Source organism: Actinomadura chibensis NBRC 106107 (genome assembly GCF_001552135.1).
GTDB classification, from domain to species: Bacteria; Actinomycetota; Actinomycetes; order Streptosporangiales; family Streptosporangiaceae; genus Spirillospora; species Spirillospora chibensis.
Map to the genome: position 1 here is coordinate 61,901 of NZ_BCQP01000048.1, position 25,387 is coordinate 87,287.

The following is a 25,387-nucleotide window of genomic DNA, read 5'->3' on the forward strand; positions in this document are numbered from 1 at the left end:
GCCGAATGTTGATCACGAGCCGGTGAAAAGCCCGGTCCGCACCTTGCCGGAGGGTCTCGGAGTCCCCGGCTCGGATACGCTTCCCGGGTGGGTGATCGAGCGGTGGCCGGCAAGGCGCGAGGCCGGCAGGGCGGCGGACGCGCACGTCGCAGGCTCAGCGTCGACGAGCGGCGGGACGAGCTGATCGAGGCGGCGCTGCAGCTGTTCAGCACGCGCTCGCCCGAGGACATCTCGATCGACGACGTCGCCGCCGCGGCCGGGGCGTCCCGCGCGCTGGTCTACCACTACTTCGGCGGCAAGTACGAGCTGTACCTGGCCGCGCTCGGCAGCGCCGCGAAACAACTGTCCGTGCTGCTGGAGCCGCCGACCGAGGGCAAGCCGCTGGACCGGCTGCGCATCTCGCTGAGCCGCTACTTCGACTTCGTGGAGAGCCACGCCGCCGGCTACACCGCGCTGCTGCGCGGCGGGCCCGCCGACCGCTCGGGCGAGGTCGGCGAGATCGTCGACGGCATCCGCCAGTTGCTGCTCGACCGCATCCTCCACTCGCTGGACGTCGTGACCCCGACGCCCGTCCTGCGCATCACGCTCCGCTCATGGATGGCCGCCGTCGAGACCGCCGGGCTGGACTGGCTGGACAACCGCGACGTGACCCGTCCGCAGCTTGAGGCCCTGCTCGTCGACCATCTCGTGGTCATGTTCCACGCCGCCGGACGCCACGACCCGGGCACGGGCAAGCTCTTCGACCGCCTCGCCCACGAGGAGATGGGCTGAGCCCCGGACCCGCCCCCCGCAGGTCACTGTTTGGACGCTTTATCCAATTTTGGACTCCGCGTCGCCCTGCTCAGGCCCTGTCCTCATGTGGACAAAAAGTCACTCGTGTCCCAAATTCCGTGCATGTCAGCGGGGCCTTCGGACTCCCCGCAGCGGCTCCCTGACGCGCCGCGACGAGCGGCGCGACCACGGTACGTGAACATTCCCCCGGGCAAGCGCGGCGGGCGGCAGCGCGCGAAACGACCGAACGCGACCGGCAGCGAGCGGAACGACCGAATGCGACCGGCCAGGCGCGAACACGGGCCGCCCTTGGTGCGGGACGCTCTCAAGGCCCGCACCAAGGGCGACGCGAACGTGCACGGCTGCAGCAACGCCTGCGGCAGCCGTCCCCCCACGTCATCGCCGGCCCCGGCCGCCGGTCTCAACCGGCTGCGGCCGTGGCCGCCGCGCCGAGCACGGCAGCGGTCACTCCGAGCGCTGCTGCGGGATGCCCGCTAGCAGGGCCCGGACCTCCGCCTCGCGGTAGCGGCGGTGCCCGCCGAGCGTACGGATGGACGTGAGCTTCCCCGCCTTCGCCCACCGCGTGACGGTCTTGGGGTCGACGCGGAACATCGTCGCCACCTCCGCCGGCGTCAGCAGGGGCTCGGCCTCTGGCGTACGTGCTGACATGTTTGCGGCCTCTCCTCCGTGGACCGATGACAGCGATCCTGCGATTGATCCTCGCGCGGTCACTGATGTCCCCTATGGCCCGAAAGAGCCACTATGACATCACAACGTGTAACCTTGCCACCACTCAGCGCAACAAGCAAGTTCCTGGCGGTAGTTGCGTGCAAACATCCCCCCCTGTGCGGGGAGCGGCGCGTCTCCGGCGGCGAGTGGGTCACGCTGCGTGATTCTAGCGACACGTATAGTCGTATCGCGCGCGGATTCGGGAAATTTGTTTTAGTTCGCGGCCTCCAGCGCCCGTACGGGGCGCCATCGGGCGAGGAGTCGCTTGTACATCGCGACGGTCAGCTCGACCTCACCGCGCTCCATCCCGGTGAGGGCCACCGTCATCTCGGCCACCGACTCGTCCGCGCTCAGGGACCGGTCGTCCAGCAGGTGGACGAGCCCTCCGTAGTCGAGTTCCACGAGCGACCGCGGGTGGAACGCCTCCAGCCACCGGCCGAGCGTGTCCAGCCGCCCGGCCGACAGGAGGTACACGTCGCCCGTCCCGTCGCCGAGGTTCTCGCGGACCACCGGCAGCGCCGCCGACACCCGGCGCCGCGCCTCGCCCATCGAGGTGACGTAGATGAGGGTACGCGCGGGCGCCGCCGTAGCAGGGCCCTGACCTGGGACGGGCGGTTCGGCGTGTTGCTCGGGCGCCTCGTCCGACCGGCGGTACCCGGTGCCCGGCGTGCCCAGCATCAGGCACCGCTCACCGCGCGTGAACGGGACGAACCAGTCCAGCGGGATGTGCCAGGTGCTCGTCAGGATGTGCGGGCGCAGCGTCCGCCCGGACCGCTTCCACCGCTCGAACTCGGCCGTCGCCCGCTCCGCCGCCGGCGGCGGGACGAACGCGGCCGCGACGTCCGCGGCGTGCTCGTCCCGGAACCGCTCGAAGGCCAGCCAGGAGCGGAGCCGCGTCTCCCACGGGCAGACGTAGACCATGTCGTCGAGGCGGCGCACGTACGCGTCCCGGCTCTCCCGCTCCGGCACCGCCTCGGCCGGTGAGGCGGTCAGCCTGCGCGCCGCGTCGCGGTGCTCGACGCCGAGCGCGTGGATCCGCCGCGGGCGCCGCCTGGAGTCGGCGTAGACCGTCCACAGTGTCCGCGCGGGCTCCGGGAAGGCGGTCACCGGTTCATAAACCCGTAGGTACGCGGCGTACGGAAGCACCATCGCATCGTGACATGAGATTCACCCAAGCGCGCCGCTATCCCGCGTCCTAGGCTGATCTTAGAGACAGAGAGGAGGGCACTACCGTGCCTAATGTCTTCGGGACGCCCCACAAGGGCACCGGACACGCCACTCAGGGGGGCGACCCCGCCGATTCCCCCGGAGCTTCCCGTTTCGGGAACCACGAGCAGGTCGTCTTCTGCCAGGACGAGGCCAGCGGCCTGCGCGCCATCATCGCCATCTACTCCACCGCGCTCGGCCCGTCCCTGGGAGGCACCCGCTTCTTCCCCTACGCCTCGGAGGACGAGGCCCTCACCGACGTGCTGAACCTGTCGAGGGGCATGGCGTACAAGACCGCCCTCGCGGGGCTCGACCTGGGCGGGGGCAAGGCCGTCATCATCGGCGACCCGGCCGTCGACAAGAACGAGGCGATGCTGAGGGCGTACGGACGGTTCATCCAGTCCCTCAACGGCCGCTACTACACCGCATGCGACGTCGGCACGTTCAGCGAGGACATGGACGTCATCGCCCGCGAGTCCGACTACGTCACCGGACGGACCGTCGCGCACGGCGGCGCGGGCGACTCGTCCATCCTCACCGCGTTCGGCGTGTTCCAGGGCATGCGCGCGGCGGCCGAGACGGTTTGGGGCCGTCCCACGCTCCGTGGTCGGCGGGTCGGGGTAGAGGGCGTCGGGAAGGTCGGCCACCGCCTGGTGGAGCACCTCATCCAGGACGGCGCGGACGTCGTGATCTGCGACGTGAACGAAGCCGCCGTCGAACGGGTCCGCGCCGCGCACCCCGAGGTCGAGGTCGTCGCGGACACCGACGCGATCGTCCGGACCGACCTCGACGTGTACGCGCCGTGCGCGCTCGGCGGGTCCCTCAACGACGAGACGGTGCCCGCCCTCAAGGCGAAGGTGGTCTGCGGGGCCGCCAACAACCAGCTCGCCCACGCCGGCGTGGAGAAGAGCCTCGCCGACCGCGACGTGCTGTACGCGCCCGACTACGTGGTGAACTCCGGGGGCGTCATCCAGGTCGCGGACGAGATCGGAGGCTTCAACTTCGACCGTGCCAAGGCGCGGGCCACCGGCATCTACGAGACCACGCGGAAGATCTTCGCGCTGGCCGACGACGAGGGCGTCCCCCCGGCGGTCGCCGCCGATCGGCTCGCGGAGCGGCGAATGACCGAAATCGGAAGGCTCCGCACCATCCTGCTCTGACCCGGAATCTGAACCTTCGCGTGTTCGGACCGCCGAACGGCCGCCGTGGGACGCCCCCATGGCGGCCTTTGGCACGTACCCGTGACCACCGGATACACTGTTGCCATCAGCAACATGGGCGCCGCCACGTTCCGTCTATGTACCGAGCCGGGCGCAAAACGGGTACGGTTGTACCCGTGACTGACGCATGGCTCATCAGGCACCGGTTCGTGTGGTACACGCGCGCGTTGATGGGCCCACGAAAGCCCTGACCATCGAGGGGGTCGAGCCAATGGGTCGCGGCCGAGCCAAGGCCAAGCAGGTAAAGGTTGCCCGACAGCTCAAGTACAACAGCGGCAACACGGACCTCGACCGCCTGAAGAGCGAACTGGGAGTCAGCGAGTCTGGCGACGACTCCTACGACGAGCTCGCCGAGAAGTACGCCGACTACGCCGATGACTACGGCACAGAGGACCGCAAAGACGGGCCCTGATCTCCCGGGGGCGACCCCCTGGAACCCCCGTTACGGACGGTGGGGCGTTTCCCGAGACCGCGTTCGCGGCTCGGGAAACGCCCCACCGTCCGGCGTGTTGGGGGACCTCCGACGCTGGGCGCCTCCGGCCCCCCACACGTGAACCGTGGCCGAGGTCGGGTTCTGGCGGCTTGGTGTTGTGATCGTCATTGCTGGTCAGTGGCGTTCGCGGCTGAGCGCCGTTGTCGCGGGGTGGGGTTGGCCGCGGGTGCCCGTGTGGCAGGTGGGGTCTGTGGGAGCCTCAGCGTGGCTCTGAGGGGCGTTCGCGGGGGTGTCAGGCGTAGGCCGCCTGTCCTGTGCCTGGGGTGATCTCGCCGAGTGGCCACGCGGGGACGCCTCGGGTCGCCAGGAGGCGGAGTGCGGCGTCGGCGGTGTCGGGGGCGACCACGGCGACCATGCCCACGCCCAGGTTGAACGTCTTGTCCATCTCGGGCCAGGGGACGTCGCCGCCCGCCTGCAGGACGCGGAACAGCGCGGGCACCTCCCAGGACGAGCGGTTCAGCACGGCGTCCAGGGTGGGCGGCAGGGAGCGGGCCAGGTTCGCCGCCAGGCCGCCGCCCGTGATGTGGGCGAACGCGTGTACGCCGCCTTCGTTCACCAGGGCCAGGCAGTCCTGGGCGTAGATGCGCGTCGGGGTGAGCAGCTCTTCGCCCAGCGTCCGGTCGAGTTCGCCGGGACGGGAGTCGAGGGTGAGGTCCGTGGTGGCGAGGATGTGGCGGACGAGCGAGTACCCGTTGGAGTGGATGCCGGACGACCCCAGCGCGATGACGGCGTCCCCCGGGCGGACCCGGTCGGGGCCCAGCACGTCGTCCGCTTCGACGACGCCCGTCCCGGCGCCCGCGAGGTCGAACTCGTCGGCCTCCAGCAGGCCGGGGTGCTCGGCGGTCTCGCCGCCGACGAGGGCGCATCCGGCCAGGGCGCAGGCGTCGGCGACACCGCCGACGATGTCGGCGATCCGCTCCGGGACGACCTTCCCGCAGGCGATGTAGTCGGTCATGAACAGCGGCTCGGCGCCGCAGACGGCGAGGTCGTCGACGACCATGCCGACCAGGTCGTGCCCGATCGTGCCGTAGACGCCGAGGCGCCGGGCCAGGTCGACCTTGGTCCCGACCCCGTCGGTGGACGTCGCGAGCAAGGGGCGCTTGTAGCGCAGGAAGGCGGAGGCGTCGAAGAGGCCCGCGAAGCCGCTGACGTCGTCCACGACCTCGGGGCGGCGTGACCTGGCCACCCGGGACTTCATCAGCTCGACGGCGCGTTCGCCCGCCCCGATGTCGACCCCGGCGTCCTCGTAGGACGTCATCGGCCGACCTCCAGGAGGTGCTTGCCGCGGGCGGCCTCTTCCACCGGGATGGGGTAGACGCCGTCGAAGCAGGCCCGGCACAGGTTGTCCTTGGCGATGTGCGAGGCGGAGATGAGCTCGTCCAGGGAGATGTAGCCGAGCGAGTCGGCGCCGATGGAGTCGCGGATCTCCTCCACCGAGAGGTTGCCCGCGATCAGCTCGGCGCGGGTGGCGAAGTCGATGCCGTAGAAGCACGGCCAGGCGACCGGCGGGCTGGAGATCCGGACGTGGACCTCGGCGGCGCCCGCGTCCCGCAGCATGCCGACGATGGCGCGCTGGGTGTTGCCCCGGACGATCGAGTCGTCCACCACGACCAGCCGCTTGCCCTCGATCGCCTCGCGCAGCGGGTTGAGCTTGAGGCGGATGCCGAGCTGGCGGATCGTCTGGGACGGCTGGATGAACGTCCGCCCCACATAGGAGTTCTTGACCAGGCCCTGACCGTAGGGGATGCCGGACGCCTCGGCGTAGCCGATCGCGGCCGGGGTGCCCGACTCGGGCGTCGGGATGACCATGTCGGCCTCGACCGGGTGCTCGCGGGCGAGGCGGCGGCCGACCTCCACGCGGGTGGCCTGGACGCTGCGTCCCGCGATGGTGGTGTCGGGACGGGCCAGGTACACGTACTCGAACAGGCAGCCCTTGGGACGGGCCTCGGCGAACCGCTCCGACCGCACGCCGTCGCCGTCGATCGCGACCAGCTCGCCGGGCTCGATCTCGCGGACGAACCGGGCGCCGACGATGTCCAGCCCGGCGGTCTCGGACGCCACGACCCAGCCGCTGTCCTCCAGCGCGCCGAGGACGAGGGGACGGATCCCCTCCGGGTCGCGGGCGGCGTAGAGCGTTCCTTCGTCCATGAAGACCAGCGAGTACGCGCCGCGGGTGGCGGGCAGGATCTCCCGCGCCGCCGCGAGCGGGCCGCCGTCGCCGCTGGTGGCGAGCAGGGCGGTCAGGACCTCGGTGTCGGTGGTCGCGGTCAGCACGCCGGGCGCCAGCCGCGCGGCCAGCTCCGGGGTGTTGATCAGGTTGCCGTTGTGGACGAGCGCCAGCCCGCCCGCGTCCGACGACCGGAACGTGGGCTGCGCGTTCTCCCACGTGGGCGAGCCCGTCGTGGAGTAGCGGCAGTGACCCACCGCGATGTGGCCGCGGAGGGTGTTCAGGACCGACTCGTCGAAGACCTGGGCGACGAGGCCCATGTCCTTGAAGACGACGATGCGGGAGCCGTCGCTGACGGCGATGCCCGCCGACTCCTGCCCCCGGTGCTGGAGCGCGTACAGGCCGTAGTAGGTGAGCTTGCTCACCTCGGCCCTGGACGCCTGGTCCGCTGGGACCCAGACGCCGAACACCCCGCATGCGTCCTGCGGGGGGCGGTCGGAGGGATCGATGTCGTGGCTCAGTCGACCGTCACGGAGAGGCACGTCCGCCAGTCTAGATGCCCGGTTCACCTGCTCCGATCGGTGGCATCTCCTTAACCGACCTTTACGCTCGTGAAGCCTGGGCATCACGTAGTAGCGGGGACTCTGGTGACCGACACGTGGAGGACGCATGACCGCAGCGAAGCGAGGATCATGCGTCCTCCGTCTCGGGGGTCTGGGGGGCGCCCCCCAGAAAGGTGGAAACGCATGACGCTGCCCGGGTACCAGACGTATTCGCCGCCCGCTCCGCCCCGGCGGAGCGCTCTGGCGAGGACCTCGCAGGTGCTCGGAATCGCCGGTCTGGCCGGGCTCCTGCTCTGTTTCGCGGGCATGATCCCCGCGCTCGGCGGGCTCGTGCTGGGGACGGTGTGCCTCGTCCGCCGGGACGCCGACCGCCGTCCCGCGCTGGTGGGCGTCGTCTGCTCGTCCTTGGCCCTCGCCATAGGCGCGGGTGCCCTCTTCTGGCTGTTGAGCAAGGCCGCCCAGTGCGGGGACGAGGCGCGCTACCCGGACGACACGTCCCGCCGGGGCTGCGTCGAACGCGAGTTCCCCTTCGCCAAGGCGAGCACCCGCCCGTGAGGTCAGGCGAGCGGCTCGCGGTCGAGGGGCAGCGGGAGATGCGCCGATAGGTCCGCGCGGGCGCCGCTGGCGCGGACGCGTCCGTCCGCGACGGCGTCGGCCCAGGCCAGCCGTCCGGTGGCCAGGTCGATCCATGTGACGGCGTCCATCTCCACCACATTCGGTGGTGTACCACGGGTATGGTGCGGGCCGTCGACGCATTGGACGGCGGCGTAGGGAGGGACCCGAACCTCCACCGAACGGCCGGGCGCCAGCTCGGCGAGCCGGTCGAGCAGGAAACGCACCGCTCCCATCACGACCGGCCGGGACGGTTCGGCGCTCCCCGCCTCGGCGGCGGCGAGGACGGTGTCGAGCGCCGCGCGGCGCAGCGCGGCGGGCTCGTCCGGGCCGCCGTAGGGCGGCAGGCCGAGCGCGGCCCGCCGCTCGTCCAGCACGGCGCGGGTCAGCGGTTTTCGCGGCATCGCCACCGACGCTACCGTGTCGCGTCCGGGCGGCGGCGGTCGGCCGGTGAACACCTGGCGGCCGGTGCCACCGCGCCGCCGCGCAGGCGATAGAAAGGGACCCCGGCGCCAGGCAAGGTGAAGGGAACGGGGAGGCCGGGGACGCCGTCCCCGGCGGACACGGAGGTTTCGTCAGATGCCCGAGGCGCTGCCCCTGCAGCCGGGTGACCCGCGAAGACTCGGCCCGTTCGAGATCACGGGCCGGCTCGGCGTCGGCGAGCAGGGCGCCGTCTTCCTCGGCCGGGACCCGTCCGGCGGCGACGTCGCCGTCAAGGTCCTGCACGTCCGGCTGAGCGGCGAGCCCGTGGCGCGGACGCGGTTCGCGGGCGCGTTCTCCTCCGCCCGCAAGGTGTCGGGCTTCTGCACGGCGGCGATCCTGCACGCGGACGTGGAGGGCGACCGTCCCTACGTGGTCAGCGAGTGGGTGGACGGGCCGTCCCTCCAGCAGCTCGTGGACGAGGAGGGCCCGCGCGGCGACGCGGTCGTCGAGCGCGTGGCGGTCGGCATGGCGATCGCGCTGGCGGCCGTCCATCGGGCGGGTGCGGTTCATCACAATCTGAAGCCCGGGAACGTTCTTCTGGGACGGCGCGGGCCGCGCCTCAGCGATTTCGGCATCGCGGAGGCGCTGGAGGCCGTGAACGTCTCCTTCACCGGCCACATCACGGACGACCCCGCCTACAAGGCGCCGGAGCAGCTCAGCGGCATGGGCATCGGACCGGCGGCGGACGTGTTCGCCTGGGCCTCCACCCTCCTGTTCGCCCTGTCGGGCAGGGCCCCGTTCGGGGACGGTTCGCCGTCCGAGGTGATGCAGCGGATCGTCTACGACGAGGCCGACCTGTCAGAGGTGCCCGACTCGCTGCGGGACGTCATCACCGACGCCCTTGCCAAGGACCCGGCCAACCGTCCGTCCCCCAAGGACCTGCTCCAGCGCCTCTTGGACGAGGCCAACCCGCTTTCCGCGCGCATGCCGTCCTCGATGGTGCAGGAGGGGCGGGCGCTCGCCTACGGCACGGTCGCGGAACCGACGACCGCACCGCGGCAGCCTGTGCCCCCGCCTCCGCCTGTCGTGGGGCCGCCTGTCGTGGGGCCGCCGCCTCCTGGTGTGGGGTCACCCCCCGTTGGGGGGCCGCCTCCGCCCGTGCAGATGCCTCCGCCCCGGCCGCCCATGGGTCCGCCCCCTCCCGGTGCGCCAGCGCACGCGCAGAAGGTTCCGCTCCTAGGGAAGTTGGCGCGGACGCGTCGTCCCAAGGCGGCGCCCCAGCCCCAGCCCATGGCCGAGCAACCGGCGGCCGACCTCGATCCCGCCGCCTTCGAGGAGACGGCCACGTTCAACGCCTTCGGCGCGGACGAGCCGCACGGGCGCGACCAGAGCGGCCAGACGGCGCGCTTCGAGCCGCTCGCCCCCGACCCGACCGCCACGTTCGACGCGGTCGGCATGGACGACCCTCCGGGCACCGCCGACTCGTCCCCGCATCTCATCCCCGGCCTGGGGCACGGACGCGAGACGGGCGCGGAGCGGCGGCCATCTCCGGCCGCCTCCCTGTCCCGGATGCGGCGGCCCAGCAGCCATGTCCTCGGCGTCGCGCTGTCCCTGGTCATCGGGGTCGGCGTGGGCATCGCGATCATCGCGCTGGTGCTGTGGCCGCAGCTCAAGGCCGACGACGGGAGCTCGCCGCCGGAGAGCACGAACGCGTCGAACAACCGTCCGGTGACCACGATCCCGTCCTCGTTCGCGGGCACCTGGAAGGGGACGCTGGTCAACACCACGCGCAATGTCTCGTTCCCCGTCGTGGTCCGTTTCGAGGCGGGCGGGACGACCGGCACCGCCTTCTACCAGCGGGAGGGGTGCACCGGCACCCTGACGCTGACCAGGGGGACGGAGAGCGCGCTGAAGATGTCGCTGTCCATCGCGAAGCCCTGCACGGCCGGGGTCGTCCAGGTCTCGCGGCAGCCGGACGGCACGCTCCAGTACACGTGGAGCAAGCCCGGCACGTCCCTCGGCTACGGCGGGCGCCTGAACCGCGGCTGAATTCCCGATTCGCTCCGGAACGGGCGGGTTCCGGAAGATCCGCGTGTCCACAGGTGGTAATTCGTCCGCTTTAGCGTCCTAAATCAGGACAGTTCCGCTAAGGTTCCCTCGATCGAAATCCTCGATCATCTAGCGGGCCCCTGCGATGCGGCCCACGGGGGAAGGAGAAGCCTTGCGGGCTGTCCACCGAAGGCTGTTGCTGATCGGAGCGGTGGCCGCGTGCGTCGGCGGCGCCGCGGCGTTTCCCGTGCTCGCCTCGGACGACTCCGCCGCCGTCAAGGTCACGGCGGCGACGGGCAAGCCGGTGCCCGGCCAGTACATCGTCACGCTGAAGGCGGGGGCGTCCCCCGACGCCACGGCCAAGAACGTCAAGGCCGCCGGGGTGCGGCGGTTCGACGGCGTCCTCAACGGGTTCGCCGCGCGGCTGACCGGCGACCAGCTCGGCAAGCTCCGGCACGACAGCCGGGTCGCCGCGATCGAGCAGGACCAGGTCATCTCGATCAACACCACGCAGAAGGCGCCGCTGTCCTGGGGCCTCGACCGCATCGACCAGCGTTCCCGGACGCTCTCCAAGAGCTACACCTACAAGTCGACCGGCAGCGGGGTCAACGCGTACGTCATCGACACCGGCCTGGACGTCACCCACCCGAACTTCGGCGGGCGCGCGTCCATCGCCTGGTGGGCGTCCAGCTTCAGCGACGGCGTCGACTGCAACGGCCACGGGACCCACGTCGCGGGCACGATCGGCTCCAAGACCTACGGCGTGGCCAAGAACGTCAACCTGCGGGCGCTGCGCGTCCTGGACTGCGACGGCTACGGCTACATGTCCGACATCGTCGCCGCCGCCAACTGGCTGCGCGGCCACGCCGTCAAGCCGGCCGTCGCGAACCTGTCGGTCGGGGGACCGAGCTCCGCGGCGGTGAACACGGCGGTGGCGAACCTCGCCAAGTCCGGGGTGTTCGTGACCGTCGCCGCGGGCAACGACAACAAGGACGCCTGCAAGTTCTCGCCGTCCGGGGCGAGCTGGGTCATGACGGTCGGGGCGACGACCGTCTACGACAACCGCGCCGACTTCTCCAACTGGGGCAAGTGCGTGGACATCAACGCCCCCGGCTACAGCATCCCCTCCACGTGGCCGGGCGGCGGCACGAAGTCGCTTTCCGGGACGTCCATGGCCGCCCCGCACGTGAGCGGCGTCGCGGCGCTGTACTTGTCCACCCACAAGACGGCGACGTTCGCGCAAGTGCAGAAATGGCTGAACGACAATTCCACCCACAGCCTGAAGCGGCTGAAGCAGCAGGCGAACCGGCTCGTGTACAAGAGCAGCCTGTGATACCTGTCACGTAAGATGGCCCGGCTCCCAGCGTGGGAGCCGGGCTTCTCGCGCTTCGCGCCGTCCCGCCGGGCCCATGGGTTTAGATTTGGCGAGGCACCGACGGCGCTCCCAGACGATCGACCGTCACCGTATCCCCCCGGCCATGACGAGAGGAGAACACGTGGAGACCCCCGCCTCCGCCCGTCGGCACGTCCGCCAGCGCGCCGCCGTCGCTCTCGTGGCCTTCGCCGCGGCCCTGCCGCTGATCGGCCATGCCACGCCGTCCGCGGGCGCCGCGCCCGCCGCCTACACGGCCTACGCGGCCGACCCGGGCGACAGCAAGAAGTTCGCCCAGCTGAACAGGCAGATCGAGAAGCTGGACAAGGAGTACGGCGGCGACCTCGCGAAGCTCAAGGACGCCCAGTACGCCGCCCAGCAGGCCCTGGAGAAGTCGAGGGACCTCCAGCGCGACCTCGCCGAGGCCCGCGACCTCGTCGCCCAGATGGCCGCCAGCCAGTACATGACGAACGGCGAGGACCCCACCGTCACGTTCGTCACCGACGCCAACCCGAACGACCTGCTGAGCAACGCCACGCTCGTCAGCCACCTGGCGCGCAACAAGGCGGCCCGGGTCGCGCAGATCCAGAAGCTCGTCAACGACCAGCTGCAGGCCCGCAAGGAGGCCCAGCAGAAGATGACGGAGCTGAAGAAGGAGATCAAGGACCTGCTCAGCCGCAAGTCCCGGATCACCCAGCTCGTCAAGCAGTACAAGCCCGAGTCGCCGAGCGTCGGGATGGGCGGCGTCACGCCCCGCATGCTGAAGGTCAAGAACACCATCGACCTCGAAGAGGGGCCGTTCCCCACCATCGGCTGCGTGCGCAGCACCGGCGACCCGCAGGACCACGGCACCGGCCACGCCTGCGACTTCATGGTCACGACCGGCGGCACGATGGCCACCGGCAGCGCCAAGGCCCTCGGCGACCGCACCGCCGACTACGCCATCGCCCACGCGAGCGCCCTCGGCATCAAGTACATCATCTGGCGCCAGCGCATCTACGACCTGCGCAGCCCCGGCTGGCGCTCCATGGAGAACCGCGGCGGCGTCACCGCCAACCACTACGACCACGTCCACATTTCCGTCTTCTGACGGGGCCGTGACGGCGAAAGGGCGTCCCTCTTTTGGAGGGGCGCCCTTTCTTTTGTCGGCGTGGCCGTCAGTCGGCGTAGGTGGGGAGGGTGCGTTCGTGGGCCTCGCGTAGTTCGTGCAGCGGGATGCTGAACAGTTCCTGCTGGTCGCCTTCGGGGGTGCGGCCGGTCACGTTGAGGGCGTCGCCGCCCGCGACGCCGATCTGCGCCACCGGGACGCCCGCCGACTCGCACAGGGCCGCGAGGCGCGTCTCCGCGCCCGGCATGACGACGACCATGGCGCGGGCCACCGACTCGCTGAACAGCGTGACGAACGGGTCGCCGGGCAGCGTGATGCGGGCGCCGAGGCCGCCGCGCAGGCACGACTCGACGAGCGTCTGCGACAGGCCGCCGTCCGACAGGTCGTGGACGCCCGTGACGAGCCCGTCGCGGGCCGCGTTGACCAGGACGGACGCGAGGGCCGCCTCCGCCTTCAGGTCGACCAGCGGCGGCAGGCCGCCGAGGTGCCCGTAGACGACGTGCGCCCATTCCGAGCCGCCGAACTCCTCGCGGGTCTCGCCGAGCAGCGCGATCGTCGCGCCGTCGGTGGTCAGCGACATGTTCACCCGGCGGCGGACGTCGTCGTGGACGCCGAGCACGCCGATGACGGGCGTCGGGTTGATCGGGGTCTCGCCCGTCTGGTTGTAGAAGCTGACGTTGCCGCCCGTGACGGGGATGCCGAGGTACTGGCAGGCGTCCGCCAGGCCCTCGACCGCGCGGGCGAACTGCCACATGACGCCCGGGTCCTCCGGGGAGCCGAAGTTGAGGCAGTTGGTCACGGCCATCGGGCGTGCGCCGGTGGCGGCGACGTTGCGGTACGACTCGGACAGGGCGAGTTGCGCGCCCGCGTACGGGTCGAGCCTGGTGTAGCGGCCGTTTCCGTCCAGGGAGAGGGCGATGCCCAGGCCGGACTCGTCGTCGACGCGCACCACGCCCGCGTTCTCCGGCATGGCCATCACGGTGTTGCCCAGTACGTAGCGGTCGTACTGGGACGTCACCCACGTCTTGCTCGCGAGGTTCGGCGACCCCGCCAGCCACAGGACGGTCCGGCGCAGCTCGTCGCCGTTGGACGGACGCGTGAGCCGCCCCGGCGTGTCCGACTGGAGGGCACCGAGATCCTGCGGCGGCTCCAGCGGGCGGTTGTAGATCGGGCCCTCGTCGGCGGCCGTGACCGGCGGGATGTCGACGATCGTCTCGCCCCGCCACGTCATCACGAGGCGGCGGGTGTCGGTCACCGTCCCGATCACGGTGGCCGGGACCTCCCAGCGGGCGCAGATCTCCAGGAAGCGGTCGACCTTGCCCGGCTCGACCACCGCCATCATGCGCTCCTGCGACTCGCTCATGAGGATCTCCTCGGGGAGCAGCGTCGCGTCGCGGAGCGGGACGGCGTCGAGGTCGACGTGCATGCCGCCGGTGCCGGCCGCGGCCAGCTCCGTCGTCGCGCAGGACACCCCGGCCGCGCCGAGGTCCTGGATGCCGACGACGAGGTCCTCGCCGAACAGCTCCAGGCAGCACTCGATCAGCAGCTTCTCCATGAACGGGTCGCCCACCTGGACCGAAGGCCGCTTCTGGTGCGACTCCTCGTCGAACGTCGCCGACGCCAGGACGGACGCGCCGCCGATCCCGTCCGGGCCGGTCGGGGCGCCGAACAGGATCACCCGGTTGCCGGGGCCGGGGGCCACGGCGCGCTTGATGTCCTCGTGCCTCATCACGCCGACGCACAGCGCGTTCACGAGCGGGTTCTGCGCGTAGCAGGCGTCGAACGCCGTCTCGCCGCCGATGTTGGGCAGGCCGAGCGAGTTGCCGTAGCCGCCCACGCCCGCCACCACGCCGGGCAGGACGCGCTGGGTGTCGGGGGCGTCCGCCGGGCCGAAGCGCAGCGAGTCCATGACCGCGACCGGCCGCGCGCCCATCGAGATGATGTCGCGGACGATCCCGCCGACGCCCGTGGCCGCGCCCTGGTACGGCTCCACGTAGGAGGGGTGGTTGTGCGACTCGACCTTGAAGGTGACCGCCCAGCCCTGGCCGATGTCCACGACACCGGCGTTCTCCCCCATCCCGACCAGCAGCTTGTCGGTCTTCGGGGCCTTGTCGCCGAACTGGCGGAGGTGGACCTTGGAGCTCTTGTAGGAGCAGTGCTCGCTCCACATCACCGAGTAGATCGCCAGCTCGGCGGACGTGGGACGGCGTCCGAGGATGTTGCGGACGCGCTGGTACTCCTCCTCGTTCATGCCCAGCTCGGCGAACGGCTGCGGACGCTCGGGCGACGCGGCGGCGATCGCGACCGTGTCGGTCCCCGGGTACACCGGGACGGGCGTCGGCGCCTCGATCGCGGGCTGCGGACCGGTGCCGGGGCCGCCGCCGATGGCGGGCAGCGGGCCCGTCGCGCCGCGCACGGCGGGCTGCGGGCCCGTTCCCTGGCCCACGGCTGGCTGCGGGCCGGTGCCGTGACCGACCGCGGGCTGCGGGCCAGTGCCCTGGCCTACTGCTGGCTGAGGGCCGGTACCCCGGCCGAGCGCTGGCTGCGGGCCGGTTCCGAGACCGACGGCGGGCTGCGGACCGGTGCCCTGGCCCACTGCCTGCTGAGGTCCGGTGCCATGGCCGACCGTCGGCTGGGGGCCGGTGCCGAAGGGGGGCGGCGGGCTCGTCCCGACCGCCGGTTGCGGGCCGGTGCCGGTGCCCACGGCGGGCTGCGGACCCGTGCCGGACCCGATGGCGGGCTGCGGGCCCGTGCCAGGGCCCTCCTCGCGGACGACCGGCTGCGGGGCCGTGTTGAGACCCACGACCGGCTGCGGGCCCGTCCCCGGGCCGACGGCAGGCTGGGGGCCCGTGCCCGTGCCCACCGCGGGCTGCGGGCCCGTCCCCGTCCCCGTCCCTACTGCGGGCTGCGGGCCCGTGCCGGTGCCTACTGCGGGCAGCGGGCCGGTGCCGGTGGCGATGGTGGGCTGGGGGCCGGTCGGACGCCGGGGCGGGTTGTGTTCGTCCAGGTCAGGCGTGGTGAGCGTCGGGTCGGCCGGGGCGGCGGCGCGCTCCTCGGCCAGCGCCCGGGCGAACTCGTGCTCGGGGCTCTGGCCGACACCGGCCGCCGGGGCCGGGGCGGGAGCCGGGACGGCGTTCTGCGCCTGGGCCAGCGCCGCCTGAGCGGCCTCCAGCGCCTCCCGCACGTCCGGGTCGACCGTGATCATCGGCTCCGGCCGCAGCGGCGGCTCCGGCGTGGCGGGGGCCGGGGAGGCGGCCGGGGAGACGGCGGGCTCCGGACGCGGCGCGGCCGGGTCGGCGGGCTTGGCCTCCTCCAGCATCGCCTCGAAGGCCTGGGTCACCGACGGGTCGACCGGCTGGAGCTCCGGGTCGTCGGCGTCGGACTTGAGCTCGCCGAGCCACTCCATCGACGGCTCGTCCGAACCGTCCCGGGTGGCTCGCGGGGAGCCGTGAGATTGCTCACTCATGCGTTGACCAGTCTCTTAACGATCGAAGTGAAGAACCCGAGACCGTCCGTGGACGGACCGGTCAGCGACTCCACGGCGTGCTCCGGGTGGGGCATGAGCCCGACCACGTTGCCCGCCTCGTTGCAGATCCCGGCGATGTCGTCGAGGGAGCCGTTGGGGTTCAGGTCGACGTAGCGCGCGACGATCCGGCCGGAGTCGGCCAGTTCGGCGAGGGTCTCCCGGTCGGCGGTGTAGCGGCCGTCGCGGTTCTTGACGGGGATGACGATCTCCTGGCCCTCCCGGTACTCGGTGGTCCAGGCGGTGTCGGCGTTCTCGACGCGGAGCCGCTGGTCGCGGCACACGAAGTGCAGGCCGGCGTTCGGGAGCAGCGCGCCGGGCAGCAGGTGCGACTCGCACAGCACCTGGAAGCCGTTGCAGATGCCGAGGACGGGCAGGCCCGCCTCCGCCGCGGCGGCCAGCTCGGTCATCAGCGGGGCGAACCGGGCGATGGCCCCGGCGCGCAGGTAGTCGCCGTAGGAGAACCCGCCGGGCAGGACGACGGCGTCCACCCCGCGCAGATCGTGGTCGCCGTGCCAGAGGGGCACCGGCTCCGCGCCGGCCACCCGCACTGCGCGTGCGGCGTCCTTGTCGTCCAGAGAACCAGGGAAGGTGATGATCCCGACCCGGGCAGCGTCCATCTCTTCTGTTCCTCCGAAATGAGGGGCGGCCGGGACGGGCGGGTCGTTCCGCCGATCACCCCGATGCGCGTCGCATTTCCCCCCGCGCGCGTACCAATCTACCCGGCGCTGTGCATGAGGCTGCGGTCGAGGCGCCGGACCAGCGCCCCGTCGCGCCAGGTCAGCCGCTTCCGCAGGTGGACGACGGTGCCCCGGTCGGGCGCCGAGTCGATGTCCAGGTCGTCCACCAGCGCCCGCATGATCTTAATGCCGCGACCGGACTCGCTCAACGGGTCGGGATCGCGCGGGGCGGGCCGCGGGCCGCCGCGTCCCCAGTCCATGATCTTGAGTGTGCAGACGCCGTCGTCGACCTGTCCGGTGACCTCGTAGTCGCCCGTGACGCGGGCGTGCTGGACGACGTTCGTACACGCCTCGGAGACGGCGACGAGCACGTCGTCGACGCAGTCGGCGGTGACGCCGAGCCCGCGGAGCGCGTCCCCCACCACCCGCCGGATCACCGGGATGCTCAGCGCCTCGCACGGCAGCGCGAGCGAGAACCTCATTTCCACCCGGACACCTCGTGTCATGCCCCGGAACGACCGTTCCCCCGGTCCCGGAGCGTGCTCGACGACTCGACGCAGCTAACACTTCCCCGGAGCAATCTTCCGTAATCGTTAGACTCGCGGGTCGCGTACGGAGGTCTCGGCGGCCGGGACGGCGGCCGGGTGCCGCTTGGAACGCGCCAACGCCGCCCGGCGACCGAACGGCATTCCACCACCCGGCCGCCGACGACCCGGGCCGGGCCCGCTAGAGGACCCGGACCTCGTAGTTCTCGATGACGGGGTTGGCGAGCAGCGTCTCCGCGATCTTGCGGACGCGCTCCAGGGCGGCCTCGTCGGCCTCGCCCTCCAGTTCCACCTCGAACCGCTTGCCCTGCCGGACGGCGACGACGCCGTCGAATCCCATCTGCGGCAGCTTCCGGGCGATCGCCTGACCCTGCGGATCGAGGATCTCCGGCTTGAGCATGACGTCGACGACGACACGCGCCACGGCCGCCCCCTCACTGATCTGCGCTTTTCGGTACGACTGCTTACGATCCTGAAGCGTACGGCACCATGGCCGGACACGGACCCACCCGCTCCCGCCGAACCCCTCCACCGCACCCCCCGGAGCCGCCCGATGAACATCGAGGACCTGACCCCGTCGGAGCGCCGCCTCTGGGAGGCGTTCCCGAAGGGCGAATCCGTCGACCTGTCGTCCGGCGACAAGACGTTCGACGACGTCGGGCGGGCGGAGTCCTGGGGACGCGACCGGGTGATCAGGGCCGAGGTGCTCGTCGCGCTGCTCGTCGGCGCGGTCGACTCGGAGCCGGGGCAGGTCGCCGCCGTCCGGCTGGTCGGCGCGCGGATCGTCGGGTCGCTGAACCTCGGGCACGCGGACGTGAGCGTCCCGCTGGCGCTCACCGGCTGCTCCTTCGACGAGGCGCCGCACCTGTACTGGGCGAACATGAGCAGCGTCCACCTGATGCGGTGCCGGCTGCCGGGGCTGATCGCGTCCGGCACCCGGGTGGACGGCCACCTGTGGCTGGAGGGCAGCCGCATCTCGGGCGGGCTGTGGCTGGACGGCGCGAACATCACCGGCATCCTGAACATGTCGGGCGTCCAGCTCCACAACCCGAGCGGGGACGCGCTGCTCGCCGACCGCCTCACCGTCGAGGCGAACGTGTATTGCGACCAGGGCTTCTCCGCCCAGGGCGAGGTGCGGGTGCCGGGCGCCCGGATCGGCGGCCAGCTCATCCTGCGCGGCGCGCGGCTGCACAACGCGTCCGGCCCGGCGCTGTACGCGAGCCGCCTGGACGTCGCGGCCAACGTGTTCTGCGACGGCGGTTTCACGGCGGACGGCGAGGTGCGGCTGCGCGGCGCGCGGGTCGGCGGGTACCTGTCGTTCGTCGGGGCGAAGCTGTCCGCGCAGGGGCGGACGGCGCTGAACGCCGACGACCTCGCCGTCGAGACCGACGTCTACTGCTCGGACGGGTTCAGCGCCGTCGGCGCCGTCAGCTTCTCCGGCGCGCGGATCACCGGCCAGCTCAGCCTGCGCGGCGCCCGCCTCCAGCACGACGAGGGGACGGCCCTCAGCCTGCAGCGCCTCCAGGCCGAGGAGCTGCTGCTGCGCACCTCCGAGCCGATCCAGGGCACCGCCGACCTCTCCTACGCCCGCATCAACCTGCTGCGGGACGACGCCGCGTCCTGGCCGCAGCGGCTCCAGCTCGACGGCCTCCAGTACGAGACGCTCGACCCGCCGCTCACCGCCCGCGAGCGGCTGGCCTGGCTGCGCCGCGACAGCGACGGCTACGCGCCGCAGCCGTACGAGCGGCTCGCCCAGACCTACCGCTCGCTCGGCCTGGACGCGGACGGGCGCTCGGTGCTGCTCGCCAAGGCCCGCGACCGGCGCCGCACGCAGGGCCCCACCCGCAAGATCGTCGGTTGGTTCCAGGACGTCCTGGTCGGCTACGGCTACCGTCCGTTCCGGGCGGCGAGCTGGCTGATCGGGCTGCTCGCGTTCGGCACGATCGTGTTCTCCGTCCACAAGCCGGACGTCCTCGACGACGGCCACCACCCGCACTTCAACGCGTTCTTCTACACGCTCGACCTGCTCCTGCCGATCGGCAGCCTGGGCCAGGAGGTCGAGTTCGCGCCGAAGGGCGTCTACCAGTGGATCGCGAACTTCATCGTCGCCGCCGGTCTCGTCCTCGGCCTGACCGTCGCCGCCGGAGCCACCCGAGCGCTCTCGCGCGAATGACCCGGACGACTCTCCGCACCGACGCAAGGCGCGCCTAAGACCGGGACAAGTCAGGTGGTCCAGGCTTGCGAGACGAACGGCGCGGTTTTGCCCTCGGGTGGCATGCGTCACGTCCGCGTCAACGGCGTCCGGCCGGGGTAGGGACGGTCACAGGTGGGACTTGCATCGCAGGGTGTGATGTCTGCCACGATGGCATTAGCGGCTTTTGTCCCTTACCGGGGCCCTAAGCCGTGGACATCGGCCGATGCGCGGCGATCCCGTGTGCCGGCCCCGAACGAGGAGTGTCATCGATGACGATCGACTCCGTGCGCGGCGCGCCAGACACCCCCGAGCTCGCCGAGCCCGAGCTCGTCCAGTTGCTCACCCCCGAGGGCGAGCGCGTCGAGCATCCCGACTACCCCCTGGACCTCAGCGCCGAGGAAGTCCGCGACCTGTACCGCGACCTGGTGATCGTCCGCCGGCTGGACCTTGAATCCGTGGCGCTCACCCGGCAGGGAGAGCTGGGGCTCTGGGCGTCCCTGCTGGGACAGGAGGCGGCGCAGATCGGGTCCGGACGGGCCCTGTCCGAGAACGACATGGTCTTCCCGACCTACCGGGAGCACGGCGTCGCGTGGTGCCGCGGCGTCGACCAGCTGAAGCTCCTCAGCATGTTCCGGGGCGTCACCCACGGCGGATGGGACCCGGCCGACCACAACTTCCACCTCTACACCGTCGTGATCGGCAGCCAGACCCTGCACGCCACCGGCTACGCGATGGGCGTCCAGCGGGACGGCGTGCTCGGCACCCCGTCCGCCGCCGCGACGATCGCCTACTTCGGGGACGGAGCGACCTCGCAGGGCGACGTCAACGAGTCGTTCGTGTTCGCGTCCGTGTTCAACGCGCCGATCGTGTTCTTCTGCCAGAACAACCAGTGGGCGATCTCCGAGCCCCTCGAACGGCAGTCGCGCATCCCGCTCTACCGCCGCGCGCAGGGCTACGGGTTCCCCGGCCTCCGCGTGGACGGAAACGACGTGTTCGCCTGCCTCGCCGTCACCCGCAAGGCACTGGAGAACGCCCGGACGGGCCAGGGCCCCACGCTCATCGAAGCGTTCACCTACCGGATGGGCGCCCACACCACCACGGACGACCCCACGCGCTACCGGCTCAAGGCCGAGGAAGAGGCGTGGAAGCTCAAGGACCCGATCGAGCGCGTCAAGGCGTACCTGGTGCGCAACGACCTCGCGGACGCGGCGTTCTTCCAGAAGATCGAGGACGAGGCCAAGCAGACGGCCCGCGAGCTGCGCGAGGGCTGCCTCGCCATGCCCGACCCGAAGCCGTTGTCGGCGTTCGAGCACGTCTACGCCGAACCGCACCCCCTGATGACCGAGGAGCAGGAGCAGTTCGCCGCCTATCTGGCGTCGTTCGAAGAGGAGGCCCGATGACCGGAGCGAAGCGAGGATCTTCGGGACTCCACCTCGGGGGCCTGGGGGTCGTCCCCCAGAAAAGGCAGGGCGAGATGACGACCTTGACCCTTGGGAAGGCGATGAACGAGGGCCTTCGCAAGGCCATGGAGAACGACCCGAAGGTCCTCGTGATGGGCGAGGACGTCGGGAAGCTCGGCGGCGTCTTCCGCATCACGGACGGCCTGCAGAAGGACTTCGGCGAAGAACGGGTCATCGACACCCCGCTCGCCGAGTCCGGCATCGTCGGGACGGCGATCGGGCTCGCGCTGCGCGGCTACCGCCCGGTCGTGGAGATCCAGTTCGACGGGTTCGTGTTCCCGGCCGCCGACCAGATCATCACCCAGCTCGCGAAGATGCACATGCGGTCGCTCGGCAAGGTGTCGCTGCCGGTGGTCGTCCGCATCCCGTGCGGCGGCGGGATCGGCGCGGTGGAGCACCACTCGGAGTCGCCGGAGGCGTACTTCACGCACACCGCCGGGCTGCGCGTCGTCGCGTGCTCGAACCCGGTGGACGCCTACTCGATGATCCAGCAGGCCATCGCGTCGCCGGACCCGGTGGTCTTCTTCGAGCCGAAGCGCCGGTACTGGGAGAAGGCCGAGGTCGACGTCGACTCGACGGACTGGACGCCGCTGCACAGCGCCACCGTCGTCCGGCCGGGCGAGCACGTGACGCTGCTCGCGTACGGGCCGTCGGTGAAGACGTGCCTTGAGGCGGCCGCCGCTGCCGCCGACGAGGGACGCTCCCTGGAGGTCATCGACCTGCGCTCGCTCAACCCCCTCGACATCGGCACCGTGGTCGAGTCCGTCAACCGGACGGGGCGCTGCGTCGTCGTCCACGAGGCCCCGGTCTACAACGGGTTCGGCGCCGAGCTGGCCGCGCGGATCACCGAGCGGTGCTTCTACCGGCTGGAGTCGCCGGTGCTGCGCGTCGGCGGGTTCTCCACGCCGTACCCGCCGTCCCGCATCGAGGACCAGTACCTGCCCGACCTCGACCGCATCCTCGACGCGGTCGACCGGACCTTCGCGTGGTGACGCCGGTGAGCCAGCCGAAAGTCTTCAACCTGCCGGACGTGGGCGAGGGCCTGACGGAGGCCGAGATCGTCAAGTGGCACGTCCAGGCGGGCGACACGGTGGAGATCAACCAGACGATCGTCGAGATCGAGACGGCGAAGGCGATCGTGGAGCTGCCCTGCCCGTTCGAGGGCGTGGTGACCGAGCTGCACGTCGCCGAGGGCCAGACGGTGGACGTCGGCGCCCCGATCATCTCGGTGGACGCGGAGGGCGGCGCGGCACCCGAGCCCGCACGGCCCGCCGAGCCCGCGCGCCGCGCGGAGGAGGGCGTCCCGACCCCGGACGAGCCGGGGATGGTGTCGCCGGAGCAGCCGCCCAAGCGGCAGCCCGTGCTCGTCGGCTACGGGGTGAAGGAGGCGGCGACCAAGCGGCGCCCGCGCAAGGCGTCCAACGGAACCGCCCCGGCGGCCCCCGCCCCCGCCCCCGCGGCCCCGGTCGTGAAGCCGCCCGCGGTGAAGCCGCCCGCGCCTCGTCCACAGCCTGTGGACAACGGACTGCCGCTGGCGAAGCCGCCCGTCCGGAAGATGGCGAAGGACCTCGGCGTCGACCTCGCCACGATCAAGGGGTCGGGCCCGCAGGGCTCGATCACGCGCGAGGACGTCCAGGCCGCGCTGTCCGCGCCCGCCGCGCCCGCCGTCCAGGCGGGGCCGCGCGAGGAGCGGGTGCCGGTGAAGGGCGTGCGGAAGGCGACGGCGGCGGCGATGTCCGCGTCGGCGTTCACCGCGCCGCACGTCACCGAGTTCCTCCAGGTCGACGTGACCCGGACGATGGAGACCGTGAAGCGGCTGCGCGAGCTGCCGGAGTTCGCGGACGTGAAGGTGTCCCCGCTGCTGCTGGTGGCGCGGGCCCTGCTCACCGCCGTGGCGCGCAACCCGATGGTCAACTCGTCCTGGGCGGACGGCCCGGACGGCGCGGAGATCGTCGTCAAGCGCTACGTGAACCTCGGGATCGCGGCCGCCACGGAGCGGGGGCTGATCGTCCCGAAGGTGAAGGACGCGCAGGACCTCGACCTCCCCGGCCTCGCCCGGGCGCTGGCCGAGCTGACGGAGAAGGCCCGCGCGGGCAAGGCGACGCCCGCCGACCTCTCCGACGGCACGATCACGATCACCAACGTGGGCGTGTTCGGCGTCGACTCCGGCACCCCGATCCTCACGCCGGGCGAGTCGGCGATCCTGGCGTTCGGCCAGATCAGGGACATGCCGTGGGTCCACGAGGGCGAGCTCGCGATCCGCAAGGTCACGACGCTGTCGCTGTCGTTCGACCACCGCATCGTGGACGGCGAGCTGGGCTCGAAGGTGCTCCGCGACGTCGGCGCGATGCTGGAGGACCCGATCCGGATGCTCGCCTGGTCCTGACGGAACCCGACCCGCGGGGCCGGTCACCGGCCCCGCGGGCTACGACACCGGGACCTTGTCGAAGTTTCCGAAGGGCCCCGCGTTGAAGACGACGGACGTGGCGTTCCCCGGCGGCGCGGGCAGGTAGACGAAACCGCGGACGGGCTGGTTGACCGCCGTCCGGAACACGGCCCGCCCCGGGTCGACGTACGCGCCGACGCCGCCCTCCGACGCGCCCGTCTCCGCGCCGACGCGCACGCCCCGGTACGTCTCCTTCCCGCCCTGGACCTGGATGGAGAACGCGGTGAACGCGCCTCCGGGGTAGTCCTTGTTCGGGTAGGACGCGTCCGGCGGGGTGGTGCCGGGGCCCTCGTTCACGATGTCGAACACGGCGACGACGTAGGGGCCGTCGCGGTAGAAGGGCTTGACGTCGATGCGGCGCTTCGCCGAGCCGAACTGGGCGGAGCGGCTCGCGACGGTCTTCCCGTCCTGCGCGTGGAAGGCCGCCGGGGCACCGGCCGCAGGGCTGGACGACGACGAGCCGCCCGGCAGGGCCGCGCCGACCGGGAAGGAGATCTCGACGCGGCGGTTGCGGGCGCGGGCCGCGGCGTCGTCCGCGCCGCCCTCCCGCGCGACCGGCTGCGCCTCCCCCATCCCCCGCGCGGTGTAGGTGAGGCCGCCGCCGAGCCGCGACTTCAGCTCCTTCATGACGGCCTCCGCCCGGTCCTTGGACAGCTTCAGGTTCTTCGCGTCGTCGCCCGTGCCGTCCGTGTGCCCCTCGAACGTGAGCGTCCGCGCGCCCTTCGCCTTGATCTGCCGCGCGGTCTCGTCCAGGACGGCCTTCGCCCCGGCGGTGAGCTTGGCCTTGTCTCCTTCGAAGAGCGCGTCGGTGTGCAGCGCGAACGTGACCTGCGAGCCGCTGGCGGTGACGTCCCTGGTCTGGCTCTCGGTGATGTCGTAGAGGTCGGCGGGGTTGGCGCCGGTCGCGGGCGGCGACGTCCCGGCGCCAGGAGACGGCGTCCCCCCGGACGAGGGCGACGAAGAGGACGAGGGCGACGAGGGCGACGAGGTCACCGGGGACGGCGCCCCGGCGAACGCCCCCTCGAACGGCTCGGCCCGCAGCGACGGCCCGGACGGCGCCGTCCCGCCGTCCGGCGCCCCGGACGGCGGCGTGAACCCGCTCGGCGGCCCGGGCCACGTGGGCACCCCGGTTCCGGTCGTCGGCACGCCCGGCCCGGACGGCAGCCCCCCGGACGGCAGCCCCGGCGACCCGGGCGCGGTGGCGGTGGTCACGGGGATGCCGGTGAACTCCCCGGCCGTCCCCGGCGTGAGCACGGTGACCTTCTGCGTGTCCGGCGGCAAGGGCGGAAATTCGGCCGCCATCTCCCGCGCGGTCCCCGGCGTGAAGTTGTCGCCGCTGGTCGAGCCGGTCGGCCGGTAGAGCTTGCGTCCGACCGGGTCGAGGAGCTGGACGGCGAACGAGACCGACTTGACCGCCGAGTCCAGGGACGTGACGCCGTACCGCAGCACCGTCTTCGTGCCCTGCCGCTCGACGGCCCTGACCTCGAAGCGGGCGTGCAGGCCGTCCGCCGTCCCGAACCAGCCCTCCTTCGCGTAGCCGGGCCCGGTGCGCGGGACGGGCGAGCCGTTCGGCCCGGCGGTCGGCGGGTCGCTCGACACCGCCCGGTCGGCGTCGGCGCAACCGCCGAGCAGCAGGAGTCCGCTGAGGAAGACGGCGAGGGGCAGCACGCGTCGCATCGGTGTTCCGGTCGGGGGAGGAGGGCGAGCGGGGAGGGGACGCGCCCACAGTAGCCACATGCGGCGGCCCCCGCCATCGCGGCCGGGCGCGCCCGCCGCGCTCCCGCCCGGGGCCGCCGCCGGGTCCGGCGGCGGCCCCGCCGCGAGCA

The 25,387-nt window shown here is 72.0% G+C and carries 21 protein-coding genes; 11 read left to right on the forward strand and 10 right to left on the reverse strand.

What is annotated here, in order from left to right; translation table 11 throughout:
- Positions 1-87 precede the first annotated feature (87 nt).
- The gene (locus ACH01S_RS27115; RefSeq protein WP_067897417.1) at positions 88-771 is read left to right on the forward strand and encodes a TetR/AcrR family transcriptional regulator; all 684 of its coding nucleotides are present in this window, start codon (positions 88-90) and stop codon (positions 769-771) included.
- Positions 772-1,236: 465 nt separating this feature from the next.
- Here ACH01S_RS27115 and bldC read toward each other — a convergent pair whose 3' ends face one another.
- Both bldC and ACH01S_RS27125 read right to left on the reverse strand, forming a co-directional pair.
- Entirely contained in the window at positions 1,237-1,440 is a 204-nt protein-coding gene (bldC, locus tag ACH01S_RS27120; protein WP_012850682.1) for a developmental transcriptional regulator BldC, read from the reverse strand.
- Positions 1,441-1,713: 273 nt separating this feature from the next.
- Positions 1,714-2,649: a DUF8083 family protein gene (locus ACH01S_RS27125; RefSeq protein ID WP_483902923.1), complete on the reverse strand. Its 936-nt coding sequence runs from the start codon at positions 2,647-2,649 to the stop codon at positions 1,714-1,716.
- An 83-nt stretch (positions 2,650-2,732) separates the two neighbouring features.
- Between ACH01S_RS27125 and ACH01S_RS27130 the strand changes: the two genes are divergently transcribed.
- Positions 2,733-3,866, forward strand: coding sequence for a Leu/Phe/Val dehydrogenase (locus tag ACH01S_RS27130; RefSeq protein ID WP_067897419.1), 1,134 nt, complete (start codon positions 2,733-2,735; stop codon positions 3,864-3,866).
- A gap of 271 nt (positions 3,867-4,137) precedes the next feature.
- Entirely contained in the window at positions 4,138-4,338 is a 201-nt protein-coding gene (locus tag ACH01S_RS27135; RefSeq protein ID WP_067897422.1) for a DUF3073 domain-containing protein, read from the forward strand.
- A 313-nt stretch (positions 4,339-4,651) separates the two neighbouring features.
- On the opposite strand, the gene purM is transcribed toward ACH01S_RS27135, so the two are convergent.
- Complete coding sequence (gene purM / locus ACH01S_RS27140) at positions 4,652-5,677, reverse strand: phosphoribosylformylglycinamidine cyclo-ligase (RefSeq protein WP_067897425.1); 1,026 nt, start codon at positions 5,675-5,677, stop codon at positions 4,652-4,654.
- The gene (purF, locus tag ACH01S_RS27145) at positions 5,674-7,128 is read right to left on the reverse strand and encodes an amidophosphoribosyltransferase (RefSeq protein ID WP_067897427.1); all 1,455 of its coding nucleotides are present in this window, start codon (positions 7,126-7,128) and stop codon (positions 5,674-5,676) included. The genes purM and purF overlap by 4 nt, the downstream gene beginning before the upstream one ends.
- A gap of 204 nt (positions 7,129-7,332) precedes the next feature.
- Here purF and ACH01S_RS27150 point away from each other — a divergent pair, with 204 nt between their 5' ends.
- Entirely contained in the window at positions 7,333-7,704 is a 372-nt protein-coding gene (locus ACH01S_RS27150; protein ID WP_067897430.1) for a hypothetical protein, read from the forward strand.
- Positions 7,705-7,706: 2 nt separating this feature from the next.
- Here the strand turns inward: ACH01S_RS27150 and ACH01S_RS27155 are convergent, their stop codons facing one another.
- Positions 7,707-8,165 (reverse strand): sterol carrier family protein, encoded by a 459-nt coding sequence (locus ACH01S_RS27155; RefSeq protein ID WP_067897565.1) that lies wholly within the window; start codon positions 8,163-8,165, stop codon positions 7,707-7,709.
- Positions 8,166-8,340: 175 nt separating this feature from the next.
- On the opposite strand from ACH01S_RS27155, the gene ACH01S_RS27160 reads away from it, so the two are divergent.
- The 3 genes from ACH01S_RS27160 to ACH01S_RS27170 all read left to right on the forward strand — a co-directional run bounded on the left by ACH01S_RS27160 (position 8,341) and on the right by ACH01S_RS27170 (position 12,695).
- Complete coding sequence (locus tag ACH01S_RS27160) at positions 8,341-10,233, forward strand: serine/threonine protein kinase (protein WP_067897433.1); 1,893 nt, start codon at positions 8,341-8,343, stop codon at positions 10,231-10,233.
- A gap of 172 nt (positions 10,234-10,405) precedes the next feature.
- Positions 10,406-11,566, forward strand: a complete 1,161-nt coding sequence (locus ACH01S_RS27165) for a S8 family peptidase (protein WP_246236479.1) — start codon at positions 10,406-10,408, stop codon at positions 11,564-11,566.
- 163 nt (positions 11,567-11,729) lie between these two features.
- Positions 11,730-12,695: a coiled-coil domain-containing protein gene (locus tag ACH01S_RS27170; RefSeq protein WP_067897441.1), complete on the forward strand. Its 966-nt coding sequence runs from the start codon at positions 11,730-11,732 to the stop codon at positions 12,693-12,695.
- 67 nt (positions 12,696-12,762) lie between these two features.
- Here ACH01S_RS27170 and purL read toward each other — a convergent pair whose 3' ends face one another.
- The 4 genes from purL to purS all read right to left on the reverse strand — a co-directional run bounded on the left by purL (position 12,763) and on the right by purS (position 17,885).
- Positions 12,763-15,039 (reverse strand): phosphoribosylformylglycinamidine synthase subunit PurL, encoded by a 2,277-nt coding sequence (purL, locus tag ACH01S_RS46670; RefSeq protein ID WP_067897568.1) that lies wholly within the window; start codon positions 15,037-15,039, stop codon positions 12,763-12,765.
- 1,136 nt (positions 15,040-16,175) lie between these two features.
- The gene (gene purQ / locus ACH01S_RS27180; RefSeq protein WP_067897444.1) at positions 16,176-16,856 is read right to left on the reverse strand and encodes a phosphoribosylformylglycinamidine synthase subunit PurQ; all 681 of its coding nucleotides are present in this window, start codon (positions 16,854-16,856) and stop codon (positions 16,176-16,178) included.
- Between the two features lie 98 nt (positions 16,857-16,954).
- The gene (locus ACH01S_RS27185) at positions 16,955-17,398 is read right to left on the reverse strand and encodes an ATP-binding protein (protein WP_246236480.1); all 444 of its coding nucleotides are present in this window, start codon (positions 17,396-17,398) and stop codon (positions 16,955-16,957) included.
- A gap of 244 nt (positions 17,399-17,642) precedes the next feature.
- Positions 17,643-17,885: a phosphoribosylformylglycinamidine synthase subunit PurS gene (purS, locus tag ACH01S_RS27190; RefSeq protein ID WP_067897450.1), complete on the reverse strand. Its 243-nt coding sequence runs from the start codon at positions 17,883-17,885 to the stop codon at positions 17,643-17,645.
- A 129-nt stretch (positions 17,886-18,014) separates the two neighbouring features.
- Here purS and ACH01S_RS27195 point away from each other — a divergent pair, with 129 nt between their 5' ends.
- The 4 genes from ACH01S_RS27195 to ACH01S_RS27210 all read left to right on the forward strand — a co-directional run bounded on the left by ACH01S_RS27195 (position 18,015) and on the right by ACH01S_RS27210 (position 23,501).
- Positions 18,015-19,634 (forward strand): hypothetical protein, encoded by a 1,620-nt coding sequence (locus tag ACH01S_RS27195; protein ID WP_067897453.1) that lies wholly within the window; start codon positions 18,015-18,017, stop codon positions 19,632-19,634.
- 290 nt (positions 19,635-19,924) lie between these two features.
- Positions 19,925-21,055, forward strand: coding sequence for a pyruvate dehydrogenase (acetyl-transferring) E1 component subunit alpha (gene pdhA / locus ACH01S_RS27200; protein ID WP_067897456.1), 1,131 nt, complete (start codon positions 19,925-19,927; stop codon positions 21,053-21,055).
- Positions 21,056-21,129: 74 nt separating this feature from the next.
- Positions 21,130-22,107: an alpha-ketoacid dehydrogenase subunit beta gene (locus ACH01S_RS27205; RefSeq protein WP_067897459.1), complete on the forward strand. Its 978-nt coding sequence runs from the start codon at positions 21,130-21,132 to the stop codon at positions 22,105-22,107.
- A gap of 5 nt (positions 22,108-22,112) precedes the next feature.
- Positions 22,113-23,501, forward strand: coding sequence for a dihydrolipoamide acetyltransferase family protein (locus tag ACH01S_RS27210; protein ID WP_067897573.1), 1,389 nt, complete (start codon positions 22,113-22,115; stop codon positions 23,499-23,501).
- Positions 23,502-23,540: 39 nt separating this feature from the next.
- On the opposite strand, the gene ACH01S_RS43860 is transcribed toward ACH01S_RS27210, so the two are convergent.
- On the reverse strand, positions 23,541-25,238 hold the full coding sequence (locus tag ACH01S_RS43860; protein ID WP_148344145.1) for an OmpA family protein: 1,698 nt from the start codon (positions 25,236-25,238) through the stop codon (positions 23,541-23,543).
- Positions 25,239-25,387: the final 149 nt, after the last annotated feature.